Source organism: Mesorhizobium sp. M1322 (assembly GCF_040318085.1).
Classification (GTDB): domain Bacteria; phylum Pseudomonadota; class Alphaproteobacteria; order Rhizobiales; family Rhizobiaceae; genus Mesorhizobium.
The window spans coordinates 1-13,637 of the sequence record NZ_JAMYLP010000076.1 but is presented as its reverse complement, the minus strand read 5'-3'; the positions used below and the strand labels follow the sequence as shown (position 1 = coordinate 13,637).

The window sequence follows — 13,637 nt, the reverse complement described above, 5'->3', positions numbered from 1 at the left end:
GCTTGGAGCTGGCGCAACACGCTTCGAGAGCATCTGTTCCGGGGAACTGCGTGACGGCCTGGTTCGTCTGCTGGCCAAAGCAAATCATTATGTTGCAACATACCAACGGCAGCTTTGCGCCTCGTGGCGGTCATTGCTCGGTCCCGGCCATTCAACAAGAGCTGACATGAGTTCAACGTCTTATGCGCGATGGTAATCCCGTTTTTGAGCCGTGACACTGCCAGACAATGCCGCGGCTCCTCGCCCGGCCTTTGCCAAGAGCGCTGAGATTTCCTGCTGCCACGTGCCGGCGGATAAATGGTTAAGCGTGTTGTCGCCTCAGCGACGGAATAGTTTGTCTGGGCGTCGCACGTGCAGACCGCATTCGAGGAGTAGAATCGAGCTTTTGCGCTACCAACAGTCACGCTATCGCGTGTGGCGCGAGCTTTTCCCAGTTGAAGGTGACGCCGGTGCCAGGCGTGTCCGGAGCAACCGCCTGCCCCTGATCGACCATCAGAGCCCGGGTCGTATACTGGTCAATATCAAAGCTGTGCGCCTCCACCCAGCCGTCGCTCGGGCAGCCGGCAACCAGGCTCACGTGTAGCTCCTGCATCCCATGGCTGCAGACCGGAATTCCTGCAGGGCCGAATAATGCGGCCGCTCTCAACCAGCCGGTGATCCCCCCGCAATTACTGGCATCAGGCTGGATATAGGAAAGCTTCGATTGCGCCAAAGCGTATCTGAACTCGTGGATTGTATGGAGATTCTCCCCCATGGCGAGAGGCATCCCGGTGGCATCTGCTATTTCGGCATGACCAAGATAGTCATCGGGCTCGATCGGCTCTTCGAACCAGAGCAAGTTGAATGGCTCGAAAGCTCTCGCGGCGGCGATCGCCTGCTGCACGTCAAGCCCGTAATTGGCATCGACCATGAAGGTGACCTCTGGTCCGATTAGGTCGCGTACAGCGGTGACCCGCTGGACATCTTCCTCAAGCGTCGGCTGGCCGACTTTGATCTTCACCGCCGTGAAGCCGGCGTCGAGATAGCTTGTGACGTTCGAGAGAAGCTGGTCGAGCGTGAAATTGAGATCAATGCCACCGCGATAGACTTTGGCCGTGCGGCCGGCGCCGCCGGCCAGCTGCCACAGTGCCTTGCCGTCGGCTTTTCCCCGCAGGTCCCAAAGCGCGATGTCGACCGCCGACATGGCGAACGCCGTGATGCCGCCACGGCCGACATAGTGGATGTGCCACCACAGGCCGTCGTAGATGGCGTCGATGGCCGCGCCATCCTTGCCGATCAGAAAGGGCTTCAGATCGTACTCGATTACTGCCTGGATGGCGCGACCGCCTTTGCCGCCGGTATAAGTGTAGCCGGTACCCTCGCTGCCATCTGAAAGTCGAATGGTGACGGTTACGAGTTCGAAATGGGTATGGATGCCGTGCTTGGCGTCGCCCATCGCATGGCTTAGCGGCACGCGAAAAAGCTGGCAGCGAACGTCTGCGATGCTGGTGCTCACGTTCCTTGGCTCCTATCCTCGGTTCTCAGAAACAGTCTCCTGCGCACTTTTGACGATCATGTCGATCGCCACTGCTCCAGTTCCGGCCAGTTTTGAGAGCATTGCACGCACGCCAGGCTCTATGTTTGGTCTGACGAAATCGGCGTCAGAAAGACGCGATTTCCAGCATTAGTCAATGGCAAAGCGCCGGTTGGATTTTTGGTATGACTAAAAATATAAATCGCCTTGCGCTTTGGTTGGAACTGGTGGATCAAAGGGGCTCGTGAAGCTGCAGGAATGCGCATGCTGAATGAGGTGAAGCTTTCGCCCGACATCGTTTCCCCCGCCACCTCCGCGGCGGATGCGGTGGTGGCCCGCATCGAGTCGCGCATTTCACTCGGCGAACTGCCCGACGGTTCGTTCTTGCCGGCCGAACGTGAGCTGATGGCCGAATATTGCGTCAGCCGAACGGTCGCCAGAGAGGCCGTCGCCCGCCTCGCAAGCAAGGGGTTGATCGAGGCGCGACACCGCTTCCGCCCGGTCGTCCGCCGACCCGGATACGATGCCGCTCTGTCAGCGGTCGGCGGGATCGTATCGCATCTGCTGAGTAGCAACATAGGCGTCAAGAATTTGTACGGAACCCGCGTCTTCATCGAGGCCGCGCTGGTCCGGCAGGCAGCTCTTCACGCCCGTAAAGAGGACATTTCAGCCCTGCGTTCCGCCCTCGCGGCGAACGAGCAGGCCATCGCGGATTCACAGCGCTTCTATGTAACCGATGTCGCCTTTCACGCAGTACTCTACGAGGTGCCGGCTAATCCTGTATTCCCTTCCGTGCACAAGGCATTCACATCCTGGCTCGCGCCGCATTGGGAGCGGATGCTTCGCTCCCCGGACCGCAATCGCATCAACTATCTAAGCCACCGAGATATATTCGAAGCTATCGTCGAGCGCGATCCTGACACCGCCGAACGGGCGCTGCAGAACCACCTGGGGGCTGCCTGGGAGTATGTGCGCGGTACATTCGTCGACCCGGCCGTAGACGAGGCGCAGCGATCGCATGCGTGAGACCTACGACCACATCGTCGTCGGAGGCGGTGCCGCGGGCTGCGTCACGGCTGCGCGGCTGGTCGAGGCGGGCCGGCGCGTCCTTTTGCTGGAAGCCGGTCATTCGCACCGTCATCCGCTGCTCGACATGCCGCCCGGCATCTTCAAGATGATCAACGGCAGCAAGTTCATGCGGTATCACAGGACGACGCCGCAGGAACATCTGGACGGCCGCGTTCACGAGATCAGCCAGGGCAACGTGCTAGGCGGCGGCACGTCGGTGAACGCGCAGGTCTATATACGCGGCCGGCCATCCGACTACGAAGAATGGGACAGCCTGCTGCGCGGCAACAACGCCGGCGTGCGCTGGGATTGGCAGCATGTGCTGCCTCACTTCCGCAGAATGGAAGGCAACAACCGGCTCTACGGCGAGCGTCACAACAGCGACGGGCCGCTGCTCGTCTCCGATCCCGGTCACATCGACGATCTGTCGCGCTGGTTTGTGCAGACCGTCCAGGGTTTTGGCGTTCCCTTCACGCCCGACTTCAACGGGGAGAGTCAGCGCGGCGTTGGGTTCTACCAATTCATGAACCGGCGCGGCAAGCGCAGCAGCGCCGCCTACGCTTTTATTGAGCCTCTTCGCAGCAACCCGCTGCTCACCGTCAAGCTCAATGCCGTTGTCCACCGGGTTGTGATCCAAAACAGGCGCGCGGTCGGCGTGACCTACAATGACGGCGCCGGCGAGCGCACAGCCTTCGCGGACAGCGAAATCGTCGTCTCGTCAGGGGCGCTGGTGACGCCGAAGCTGCTGATGCTCTCCGGCATCGGGCCCGCCGACGAGCTCGCAGCGCACGGCATCGATGTCGTGGCCGATTTGCCGGGGGTGGGCCAGAACCTGATCGACCACCCCGAAGTGCCCATCCTTGCGACATGCAACGGACCCTACGGTTACTTCACGCACACCGGCGGCTGGCGCATGCTCATGCACGGCATCCAGTTAAAGCTGTTCGGTACGGGCTTAGTCACCTCGGCAGGCGTTGAGGCCGGCGCTTTCATCAACCCGCTAGATCCGGACGCCGAGCCGACGATCCAGGCCTTCTGCGTTCCCTTCGTCTATCTCGACCGCGACCTGCTGCAGCTCATCAAGCCCACCTATGGTGTCACAGTGACTACGGTGGTCACCAAGCCGAAGTCGCGCGGCTTTGTGAAACTGGCTTCCGCCGATCCGGCCGCCATGCCGATTGTCTCGCCGCATCTGCTCAAGCACTCGGACGACATGGCAACGATGATTGCCGGACAACGCTTCTTCCTGCGCGCCTTCCAGAACCCGCCGCTTGGCGACCGCATCCACCGGATCCTGAGGCCGGAACCGGACAATTTAGGCGACGGAGCCCTCGCGTCGCACTGCAAGAAGATGGTAAAGACAAACTACCACCCAGCCGGTACGGCGCGCATGGGCGCTGACGGAGACCGGATGGCTGTCCTGGATGCGGCGATGCGGGTTCGTGGAGTGGATAACCTTCGCGTCGCCGACATGTCAGCCTGTCCGAACATCAATTCAGGCAACACGGCCGCGCCGGCGATGATGCTGGGAGATCGATGCGCCACCTTCGTGCTGCAAGCTCAGCGACAGGAGCAGCGACATGTCGCTTGAGGGCAAATCGGTGCTGGTTACCGGGGCCGGCAAGGGCATCGGCCGTGCCACCGCCGTCATGCTGGCCGAGCACGGCGCCAAGGCGCGACTATCGTGGTCGATCTCGCCCATGCGGAGGCGACCCGCGGCGCCGTGCGCGGCGCCGTGCCGGTCGACTTGCTCGTCAACAATGCCGGCACCACTATCCTCGAGCCGTTCCTTGAGACCAGCACCGAAAGCCTCGACCATCTCCACGCCGTCAACACCCGCGCTCCCATGATCGTGGCGCAGGAATATGCCCGCGACCGTATCGCCAGGGGATTGGGCGGCGCCATCGTCAACGTCTCCAGCAACGCCGCCTGGATGGGCTGGGCCGACCACGCCGCCTACTGTGCCAGCAAGGGAGCCCTCGACGCGCTGAGCCGCGTCATGGCCAACGAACTCGGCCGCCAAGGCATCCGCGTCAACTGCGTCAACCCGACGGTGACGCTGACGCCGATGGCCGAAAAGGCCTGGAGCGACGCGGCGAAGGCCCAATCGATGCTGAACCGCATTCCGCTTGGCCGGTTCCTACAGCCCAAGGACGTTGCCGCGGTCATCCTCTTCCTTCTAAGCGATGCCGCTGGCACCCTCAACGGGCTCACTTTGCCCGTCGACGGCGGCTTCGCCATCAACTGAACAACGGAGGAAGTGCCTGGCAACTGCAGTCGAACGTGCATACAAACAACCAAAGCCCAATGGGAGGAACGTCATGAAGATCACTCGTCGCCATCTACTAATTTCGTCGGCTGCGGCCGCCGCCGCTGCCTCGTTCGCGAGCCGCGCCTTCGCTGCGGCCCCGCCGCTCGCCAAAAAGGACACCTATAAGGTTGGCTTTGCCCAGACCGAGTCGAACAATCCCTGGCGTTTGGCCCAGACCAAGTCCATGCAGGACGAGGCGGCCAAGCGCGGCTGGCAGCTGGTCTATACCGATGCCGCAGGCTCGGCGGCCAAGCAGGTCGCCGACGTCAACTCCATGATCGCCCAGCAGGTCGACCTAATCTTCCTCGCCCCGCGCGAGGAAGTGCCGCTGATCCCGGCCATCATGGCGGCCAAGGGGGCCAACATCCCCGTCATCCTGCTCGACCGCAACGTCGACCAGAGCTTGGCCAAGCCCGGGGAGGACTATGTCACCTTCATCGGTTCGAACTTCGTCGAGGAAGGCCAGCGCGTCGCCGACTATCTGGTCGCCATGGGCAGCGACAAGAAAACGATCATCCAGCTCGAAGGCACCGTGGGCTCCTCGCCGGCCAACGATCGCAAGAAAGGCTTCGACGACGTCATTGCCAAGCACCCTGACTACAAGATCGTTGCCTCGCAGTCGGGCGACTTCGCGCGCGACAAGGGCCGTCAGGTCGCCGAGACGCTGCTGCAGGCGCACCCGGAAGCCAATGTCATCTATGCCCACAACGACGAGATGGCGATCGGCGCCATCGCAGCGCTGGAGGCTGCTGGCCGCAAGGCCGGTCGTGACGACTGCCTGGTGTTCTCGATCGACGGCGGCAAGGAAATCGTCCAGCTCGTCGTCGACGGCAAGGTCGAGGCGGTGGTCGAATGCAACCCGCGCTTCGGTCCGAAGGCGTTCGACACGGCGGTCGCCTATGCAAACGGCGACCAGATCCCGCCAGTGCTCATAAACCCCGACGAGCTCTACACGCCCGAGAACGCTGCCAAGCTGATCGGCTCCGCGTATTGAGATGAAGCAGGCCGCCCGCTGGCTCCGGCGAGTGGCCTGTTCTATCCTTGCTGAATCTCGTTCTGACTGGCTCTGACTGGGGGAATCGCCGATGCCTGACGGCCTTTTGCTCTCCATGCGGGGCATCGACAAACGGTTCACCGGTATCCCGGCGCTGACGCAGGCTTCGCTCGAGGTTGCGGCTGGCGAGGTCCATGCGTTGATCGGACAGAACGGGGCCGGCAAGTCCACCCTCATCAAGGTGCTGACCGGCTACTACCGTCGCGACGGGGGCGAAGTCCTGTTTCAGGATACGCCGTTTGAGGTAACGTCGCCTCAGCGTGCGCAGGCAAGCGGCATCAGCACCATCTACCAGGAGATCAACCTGGTGCCGATGCGGAGCCTCACGGAAAACATCTGCCTGAGACGCGAAAAGCGCCGCTTCGGCCTACTCGACTGGAGCGCCATGCATGACGACGCCGAGCGTCTGCTCAGTCGGTTCGGCATCAAGCTCGACGTGCGGCGCCCGTTGATGGAGTTTTCCACGGCGACGCAGCAGATGGTCGCCATCGCGCGCGCAATCGGCTTTTCGGCACGCTTGGTGATCATGGACGAACCCACCTCCTCGCTCGACGAGCAGGAGGTCCAGGTGCTGTTCAAGGTCATCCGCCAGCTGAAGGCGGAAGGCGTTTCAGTCGTCTACGTCTCGCACAAGCTCGACGAACTCTACGAGGTCTGCGACCGGGTTACGATCATGCGCGATGGACGCACGGTGCGAACGGCCGCGATGGCGGAAATCGAAAAGCTCGAACTGGTCTCGGCAATGCTCGGCCGTGACGTCAGCAAGGCGCAGGGCCATGCGACCGCATTCCGGAAGCCCGCGCGCGACGCCGGCGGGGAGACGGTGTTGACTGCGACGTCGCTCGCCACCCGCCAGGCGGTGCACGACGTCAGCTTCGCGCTTCAGCGCGGTGAGATCGCAAGCTTCGCGGGTCTGCTGGGCGCCGGCCGCACCGAAACCGCACGCGTGGTCTTTGGGGCGGACCGCCCGCGCGCCGGCAGCATGTCGCTAAGCGGCGAGCCATATTCACCGACCCATCCGCGCGACGCCATCGACGCGGGGCTGGGCTTCGTCACGGAGGATCGCAAACTCGAAGGCATTGTCCCAGAGATGAGCGTCGCCGAGAACCTCACCCTGGCGCTGCTCCCGCGCATCAGCCCGTATGGGATTGTCAAGGAAGAGCGGCAGCGCGAAATCGTGGAACGCTTCATCAAGGAGCTGGCCATCAAGTGCTCCAGTCCGGACCAGAAGATCCGCGAGCTCTCCGGTGGCAACCAGCAGAAGGTTCTGCTGGCCCGTTGGCTGGCGATGAACCCGGATATCCTCATTCTCGACGAGCCGACTCGCGGCATCGATGTTGGCGCAAAGGGCGAGATCCAGCGCCTCATCCGTTCGCTTGCCGACAGTGGAATCGCCGTCCTCATGATTTCCTCCGAACTGGAGGAGGTGACGGAAGGCGCAGATCGGGTTTTCGTGCTGCGCGATGGCCGCACTGTCGCTGAGTTGACGGACGATGCGATCACCGACGACAACATCCTTGCAGCGATGGCGCAGGGGCACATCACCCACGAGGAGACGCGGCCGTGACCGAGGTCGCTCGACGCCGGTCCGGTCTGAACGCGAGCGGGGGCTTCTCGCTGATCGCCTTCGGTGCCCGCTACGGCACGCTGATCGCGCTCGTCCTGCTCATCCTCTTCAACCTCGCCTTCACCCGCAATTTCGCAACCCTGCAGACGCTCAACGTCAACCTGACGCAGGTCTGCACCATCGTCATCGTAGCCACCGGCATGACGCTGGTCATTGCCACAGGCGGGATCGATCTGTCGGTCGGGTCGATGATGGCCATTGCCGGCGCGCTGGCACCGCTGATCTTCCTGAGCCCCCTCTTCGGCGGTCATGTCGCGCTTGCCGTAGCGGTAGCGATGGTGGCGGCTGTGCTGGCCGCGACGCTGTGCGGCCTGTTCAATGGCTGGCTAATAGCGCAGTTTCGAATACAACCGATCGTGGCTACACTTGTCCTTTTCATCGCTGGCCGTGGCATCGCTCAGGCACTGACCAACTCGAATCTCCAGGTCTTCAAGGTGCCGGAGTTCCAGTGGATCGGCCTGGGCCGTCCGCTTGGGATTCCGGTCCAGGTCATCGTCATGATCGTGCTGGTAGCCCTCGCGGCGTGGATGCTGCGGCGGACCCGGTTCGGCCGCTCGATCCTCGCCACCGGAGGAAACGAGCGTGCTGCGGAGCTCGCGGGGATTGGGGTCAAGCGGACAAAGCTCGCCGTTTATGCGATCTCCGGTTTCTGCGCCGGCGTCGCGGGACTGGTTATTATCGCCATCAACTCGGCGAGCGATGCCAATCTCGTCGGCCTCGGCATGGAGCTCGACGCCATCGCCGCGGTCGCAGTCGGCGGTACCCTTCTGACCGGCGGCCGAGCCACCATCCTGGGCACGCTGATGGGAGCCCTGACCATCCAGCTTGTGCGCTACACGCTGCTCGCCAACGGCGTCCCCGACGCCGCGGCACTCATCGTCAAGGCCGCGATCATCGTGGTTGCGGTCTGGCTGCAGCAGCAAAGGCGCGACGCATGAATCGCGCGCGCCTCGCTCGGCTGGTCGGGACCTACGGCGTGCTGATCGCGCTCGCCGCGCTCATTCTTTTCGGCTGGTGGCGCTACGACAATTTCCTCGGGGCCTTCAACGTGACGACTGTCATTCGCTACAACGCCATGTTCGCATTGATCGCGCTCGGCATGTGCTTCGTCATCATGACAGGGGGAATCGATCTAAGCGTCGGCTCGACTGCGGCACTGGGCAGCGTCGCAGCGGCGCTTGCCAGCCACTATGGCATCGTACCTGGCATCGCGGCGGGAGTGGGCGTCGGGCTGGTGGTCGGCGCCGTCAATGGCGTCCTGATCACCCGGGCCAACATCATGCCGTTCATCGCGACCTTGGCCACGCTTCTGGCGGCAAGCGGCGCTGCCTTGCTGCTCTCCAACCAGACCTCCGTGCCGATTTCGTCCACCAGTGGCTTCATGCACGTCGGCATGGGATCGATGTGGATCGTGCCGATTCCGACAGCGATAGCGATCGTCGCCTATTTCTTTGGCTCGATTATCCTGAACTACACGGCCACCGGGCGTACCGTGCTCGCCATCGGAGGGGGCGAGGACGCCTCGCGCCTAATGGGACTTCCGGTCGCGCGCGTCACTTTCCTTGTCTATCTCGCCAGCGGGAGCCTCGCGGGGTTAGCGGGGGTGTTGCTCGCGGCTCTGGGCTTCGCGGGCCAGCCGACAGAAGGGGTCGGCTGGGAGCTGTTCGCGATTGCCGCGGTTGTGGTCGGCGGTACGCTGCTCTCAGGCGGCAGCGGTTCCGTCGTCACCACGCTCGCCGGCGTGCTGTTGTTGGGAATTCTCTTCAACGTTCTGAACTTCGAGAACGGCAAGGGATGGATTTCGCTATCCGCCGCCTGGCAATCGGTCGTGCGCGGGCTCTTCCTTCTTATCGTGGTGCTTCTCCAGGCGCGGCTCACGCGTGGAGGCGTCGAACGATGAGGTTACACGTTGGCAGCCCCAAAGTGAGACAGGATTGAGCCTGAAACATCCTGCTTGATGTCATTGCTGCAGATGAACATGTAGAGTGGTGACCTTTCAGAGTTCAGTCGTCGGCGGAGAAGAATGGGTCAGCACGGTGTAAAAAGCCCGTTCCTGTGGCGGCGGCTTGTAGCAAAAACGCACGAGGTCACGCTGTTTACTCAGCATTCACGTTAGGTTGCTCGACACCTGACACTCAGGACGGTTCGGCGCCTCCAGCAGAGCCGGTCAACCAACATCAGAGCCAGAGGCCGCATTCTAGCGGCCGGCGTCTACTTCGGGTCAATTCACGACATCGGACGTTGGAGGTTGAAGGTCCGCTAATTGTTCTTCCCCGACCACAAACGGACCTACTGCTCCCGGCCCCATTCCAGACATTTGAAGTTCGGCACCGGACCCCGGCTCCTAGGTCGAAGCGGCTGACCAATTGGTCACCGATTGGTTTGCTTTGTGTGTTCTCCGCCTAGCGGCATTTCACCAAACGATCCCCAGCTTTCGAGCCGGAAAACCCTGTGATTTCAATGGCGGAAAGCTAGGGACTAAAAAGGCGCACTCCCCAGCTTTGGAGAATATGGGCCGACAGAGAGCAAAAAGGCACCTTCACTACCAGCAGCAGTCCCCAGCTTTCGGCCGAAGGGCCTGCTGTTCTGCGGGGTTTCGGGGCGACCAAGTCTACGCAGAGAACGTTCTGGGAGAATTGAGTGGTAGCGGGAGAGGGACTTGAACCCCCGACCCCAGGATTATGATTCCCGTGCTCTAACCAACTGAGCTACCCCGCCAGGGCGGCGAAGGGTCCGAATCCGTCTTAAATCAGACGGCAGGTCGAAGCGTTCGCCAAGGTCGGGCGGATATAAGGTTGGGACGCCAAGCCTGTCAAGCATCGATGCAGCCGGCATGCCGGCACATTCTATCGCATCGTGCTTTGCGAAAATCGGAATCGATCTTCCGTAACCATGCGAAGGTTCACCGTCTTGAGACGTGTACCTTGTGCGTCCAAGCGGACGCACGTCGCTCTAATGGCCGGAAAGCATTGCCGGGCAGATAATTGGGCACAGAAATGCCGGGGTTGAGTTCGGCGGGGCGCGCCGCTATGTCTCGGCCACGAAATTCTAGAGTTGGAATTGATGAAACCGCGCATTGCAGTCCTCGGTTGCGGATACTGGGGCAGCAACCACATCCGCACCCTCAAGGCGCTCGGCGCGCTGCACGCGGTCTCGGACGTCAACCCTGCCCGCGCCGAAGGCTTCGCCAGTGAGCAGGATTGCCTGGCGATCGAGCCGGAGGCGCTGTTTGTCCGCAGCGACGTCGATGCCATCGTCATGGCGCTGCCGCCGCAGTTCCACGCCGATATGGCGGTGCGCGCCGTCCAGGGCGGCAAGGACGTGCTGGTGGAGAAGCCGATCGCACTGACGGTGTCCGATGCCGAGCGCTCGGTGAAGGCGGCGGCCGACAATGGCCGCGTCTTCATGGTCGGCCATGTGCTGCGCTTTCATCCAGCCTTCGAGACGTTGAAGGCGCTGATCGACAATGGTGAGCTCGGCGAGGTCCGCTATATCCATTCGCACCGGCTCGGGCTCGGCAAGTTTCACACCGAGAACGATGCGCTGTGGGACCTCGCGCCGCACGATCTGTCGATGATCCTCGCCATCACCGGCACGGAACCGATCGAGGTGCGTGGCGAGGGGGCAGCGCTCCTCGACAATCTCAGCGATTTCGCGCATCTGCACATGCGCTTTCCCAACGGTCTGCGCAGCCATCTCTTCGCGTCGCGGCTCAATCCCTACCGCGAACGGCGGCTGACCGTGGTCGGCACCAAGGCGATGGCGGTGTTCGACGATGTCGAGCCGTGGGAGCGCAAGCTCGCCGTCTACCGCCACGCGGTATGGCAAGACAGCGGCCAATGGGCTTTCACCACCAACGAGCCGTCCTATGTGGCGGTGGGCGAGGGCATGCCACTGACGCGAGAGCTCGAGCATTTCATCCAGTGCATCGAGACACGGGCAGAACCGCGCACCAGCGGCGAGGAAGCCATCAGGGTGCTGCGTATCCTGACCGCTGGCACGGTTACCCACACCGGATCGTCTCCCTGAGAGAAAGTGCCGCTGTGTTAGAGCCTGATCATCCCGATAGGATCGGGATCATTCGGCGGGAATCTGCGCCGGGCGGGCTGCCAGCCGCGTCAGCATCGCCTCGGCCTCGGCGCCACGCTCGGAACGCTCGATGAAGCCGCCGCCGAACACGCGGGCCTCGTTGCCGTCGTCGGAATAGAGCACGCAGGCCTGGCCGGGCGCGATGCCGGACTCGCCGTCGACCAGTTCCACCGAAGTGATCCCGGCGTTGTGATGCAGCACGGCCGGGCGCGGCGGGCGTGTCGAGCGGACCTTCGCGAAAAGCTCCAGCCCGGCCGCCGGGATATCTGACAGCGCAGCGTCGCCCAGCCAGTTCATGTCGCGCAAATAGATCTTGTGCGTCTCCAGCGCCTCGCGCGGGCCAACGACGACGCGGGCTCGATCGGCGTCGAGATGGACGACGTAGAGCGGCTCGCCCGAGGCGATGCCGATGCCGCGGCGCTGACCGATCGTGTAGCGCAAAATGCCTTCATGGCGGCCGAGCACGCGGCCGTCGATATGGATGATGTCGCCCGGATTGGCAGCAGTCGGCTTCAGCTTGGCGATGATGTCGGAATATTTGCCCTGTGGCACGAAGCAGATGTCCTGGCTGTCCTGCTTGGCGGCGACCGTCAGCCCCACTTCCTCGGCGATGGCGCGAACCTGCGGCTTCGACAGGCCGCCAAGCGGAAAGCGCAGATAATCGATCTGCGCCTGCGTGGTGGCGAACAGGAAATAGCTCTGGTCGCGGTCCGCGTCGACCGGCCGGTACAGTGCGCGGTGGGCGCCGTTGGCGCCGGAGCGGATGTAATGGCCGGTGGCCAGCGCGTCGGCGCCGAGTTCCTTGGCGGTTGCCAGCAGATCGGCGAATTTCACCGTCTGGTTGCAGGAAACGCAAGGGATTGGCGTTTCGCCGGCGACATAGCTCTCGGCGAAGGGGTCGATCACCGCCTTGCGGAAGCGCTCCTCGTAATTGAGCACATAGTGCGGAATGCCGAGCGTCTCGGAGACGCGGCGGGCATCGTCAATGTCCTGGCCGGCGCAGCACGAGCCGGCCCGGTGCGTTGCCGCGCCATGGTCGTAGAGCTGCAGCGTGACGCCGACGACGTCATAGCCTTCGCGCTTCAAAAGACCGGCAACGACCGACGAGTCGACGCCGCCCGACATGGCGACAACGACGCGGGTATCTTCGGGACGTCCGGGAAGGTCGAGGCTGTTCATGGTTCTTTCGTTCTGCACGGCGCCCTGGATGAGGGCGCTTGAATGCCAATGGCAGGAATATAGGTCAAGCTTTCCGGGTGCGCCAGCTTCGCGAACCAGCCGATTTTTTGAACGGATCCGGCGCTTGCGGGCAGATGTCTCAAATGCCGACGAAAAGACTAACGCGGCGTTCATGATCCTTACCTAGCCATTAGGGTTCGCTTAGGCAATTTTTAAAGCTGTGGCGGTAATGTGGTGGGGATTGGGTCTTTGAGTTTTTAGTAGAGAGTACGATGACCGATCTTGTTAGACCGCGCGTCAAATATGTTATCGGGCCTGACGGCAGCCCCCTTACGATTGCCGATCTGCCGCCGACGAACACACGTCGCTGGGTTATCCGGCGCAAGGCGGAAGTGGTGGCGGCTGTACGGGGTGGGCTTTTGAGCCTCGAAGAGGCGTGCCAGCGCTACAAGCTGACCACCGAGGAATTCCTGTCCTGGCAGGCGTCGATCGACGAATATGGCCTTGCCGGGCTGCGCACGACGCGCATCCAGCAATATCGGCATTAAGGCTGGTTTGAAGAAGACAAGGGCGCGGAACTCCGCGCCTTTTTTGCGTGTGCGCCAGCATGGCGCGTGGTGCGCAAGCACTGTTTGGCCGGGGCGACTTTGTTTCGACCGTCGCGCCGCCCTCATTGCCCTGCCGTGCATTTCTCCCCGTTTACGCAGGGCTGTCCGGGGAAAGTTATTCATATATGAAGGCCATCTGATTGGGAGAGGCTCGGTCTTTTGGTCGGCTTGGATTGACCGGTGGCGGC

Annotated in this window: 10 protein-coding genes, 1 tRNA gene and 1 pseudogene; 9 read left to right on the top strand and 3 right to left on the bottom strand. The window is 62.5% G+C overall.

Annotation, left to right across the window (positions count from 1 at the left end; genetic code table 11):
* Window positions 1-400: 400 nt before the first annotated feature.
* Entirely contained in the window at window positions 401-1,495 is a 1,095-nt protein-coding gene (locus NKH12_RS23080; protein ID WP_352955252.1) for a mandelate racemase/muconate lactonizing enzyme family protein, read from the bottom strand.
* Between the two features lie 282 nt (window positions 1,496-1,777).
* Here NKH12_RS23080 and NKH12_RS23075 point away from each other — a divergent pair, with 282 nt between their 5' ends.
* From NKH12_RS23075 to NKH12_RS23045, 7 genes and pseudogenes are all read left to right on the top strand, one after another.
* A complete protein-coding gene (locus NKH12_RS23075) occupies window positions 1,778-2,539 on the top strand; it encodes an FCD domain-containing protein (protein ID WP_352955251.1) in 762 nt (253 codons plus the stop codon).
* The gene (locus NKH12_RS23070; RefSeq protein ID WP_352955250.1) at window positions 2,532-4,172 is read left to right on the top strand and encodes a GMC family oxidoreductase; all 1,641 of its coding nucleotides are present in this window, start codon (window positions 2,532-2,534) and stop codon (window positions 4,170-4,172) included. The genes NKH12_RS23075 and NKH12_RS23070 overlap by 8 nt, the downstream gene beginning before the upstream one ends.
* Window positions 4,162-4,829 (top strand): annotated as a pseudogene (locus NKH12_RS23065) (SDR family oxidoreductase). The gene NKH12_RS23070 and the pseudogene NKH12_RS23065 overlap by 11 nt, the downstream one beginning before the upstream one ends.
* Before the next feature lie 73 nt (window positions 4,830-4,902).
* Complete coding sequence (locus NKH12_RS23060; RefSeq protein ID WP_352955249.1) at window positions 4,903-5,886, top strand: ABC transporter substrate-binding protein; 984 nt, start codon at window positions 4,903-4,905, stop codon at window positions 5,884-5,886.
* Between the two features lie 91 nt (window positions 5,887-5,977).
* Window positions 5,978-7,513 carry a sugar ABC transporter ATP-binding protein gene (locus NKH12_RS23055; RefSeq protein ID WP_352955248.1) on the top strand — a complete coding sequence of 512 codons (1,536 nt, stop codon included), beginning with the start codon at window positions 5,978-5,980 and terminating at the stop codon, window positions 7,511-7,513.
* Between the two features lie 26 nt (window positions 7,514-7,539).
* Window positions 7,540-8,511 carry an ABC transporter permease gene (locus tag NKH12_RS23050; protein ID WP_352955273.1) on the top strand — a complete coding sequence of 324 codons (972 nt, stop codon included), beginning with the start codon at window positions 7,540-7,542 and terminating at the stop codon, window positions 8,509-8,511.
* Window positions 8,508-9,473 (top strand): ABC transporter permease, encoded by a 966-nt coding sequence (locus tag NKH12_RS23045; RefSeq protein WP_352955247.1) that lies wholly within the window; start codon window positions 8,508-8,510, stop codon window positions 9,471-9,473. The genes NKH12_RS23050 and NKH12_RS23045 overlap by 4 nt, the downstream gene beginning before the upstream one ends.
* A gap of 741 nt (window positions 9,474-10,214) precedes the next feature.
* On the opposite strand, the gene NKH12_RS23040 is transcribed toward NKH12_RS23045, so the two are convergent.
* A tRNA-Met gene (locus NKH12_RS23040) sits at window positions 10,215-10,291 on the bottom strand.
* A 345-nt stretch (window positions 10,292-10,636) separates the two neighbouring features.
* Between NKH12_RS23040 and NKH12_RS23035 the strand changes: the two genes are divergently transcribed.
* A complete protein-coding gene (locus NKH12_RS23035; protein ID WP_352955246.1) occupies window positions 10,637-11,602 on the top strand; it encodes a Gfo/Idh/MocA family protein in 966 nt (321 codons plus the stop codon).
* Window positions 11,603-11,650: 48 nt separating this feature from the next.
* Here NKH12_RS23035 and mnmA read toward each other — a convergent pair whose 3' ends face one another.
* Window positions 11,651-12,841, bottom strand: a complete 1,191-nt coding sequence (gene mnmA / locus NKH12_RS23030) for a tRNA 2-thiouridine(34) synthase MnmA (protein ID WP_352955245.1) — start codon at window positions 12,839-12,841, stop codon at window positions 11,651-11,653.
* Between the two features lie 272 nt (window positions 12,842-13,113).
* Between mnmA and sciP the strand changes: the two genes are divergently transcribed.
* Window positions 13,114-13,389, top strand: coding sequence for a CtrA inhibitor SciP (sciP, locus tag NKH12_RS23025; RefSeq protein WP_006203587.1), 276 nt, complete (start codon window positions 13,114-13,116; stop codon window positions 13,387-13,389).
* Window positions 13,390-13,637 lie beyond the last annotated feature (248 nt).

Bases quoted from the DNA above. Each gene is read 5' to 3' on its own strand.
- mnmA (WP_352955245.1), bottom strand. From the start codon at position 12,841: ATGAACAGCCTCGACCTTCCCGGACGTCCCGAAGATACCCGCGTCGTT.
- NKH12_RS23060 (WP_352955249.1), top strand. From the start codon at position 4,903: ATGAAGATCACTCGTCGCCATCTACTAATTTCGTCGGCTGCGGCCGCC.
- NKH12_RS23075 (WP_352955251.1), top strand. From the start codon at position 1,778: ATGCTGAATGAGGTGAAGCTTTCGCCCGACATCGTTTCCCCCGCCACC.
- NKH12_RS23035 (WP_352955246.1), top strand. From the start codon at position 10,637: ATGAAACCGCGCATTGCAGTCCTCGGTTGCGGATACTGGGGCAGCAAC.
- sciP (WP_006203587.1), top strand. From the start codon at position 13,114: ATGACCGATCTTGTTAGACCGCGCGTCAAATATGTTATCGGGCCTGAC.
- NKH12_RS23070 (WP_352955250.1), top strand. From the start codon at position 2,532: ATGCGTGAGACCTACGACCACATCGTCGTCGGAGGCGGTGCCGCGGGC.
- NKH12_RS23055 (WP_352955248.1), top strand. From the start codon at position 5,978: ATGCCTGACGGCCTTTTGCTCTCCATGCGGGGCATCGACAAACGGTTC.
- NKH12_RS23045 (WP_352955247.1), top strand. From the start codon at position 8,508: ATGAATCGCGCGCGCCTCGCTCGGCTGGTCGGGACCTACGGCGTGCTG.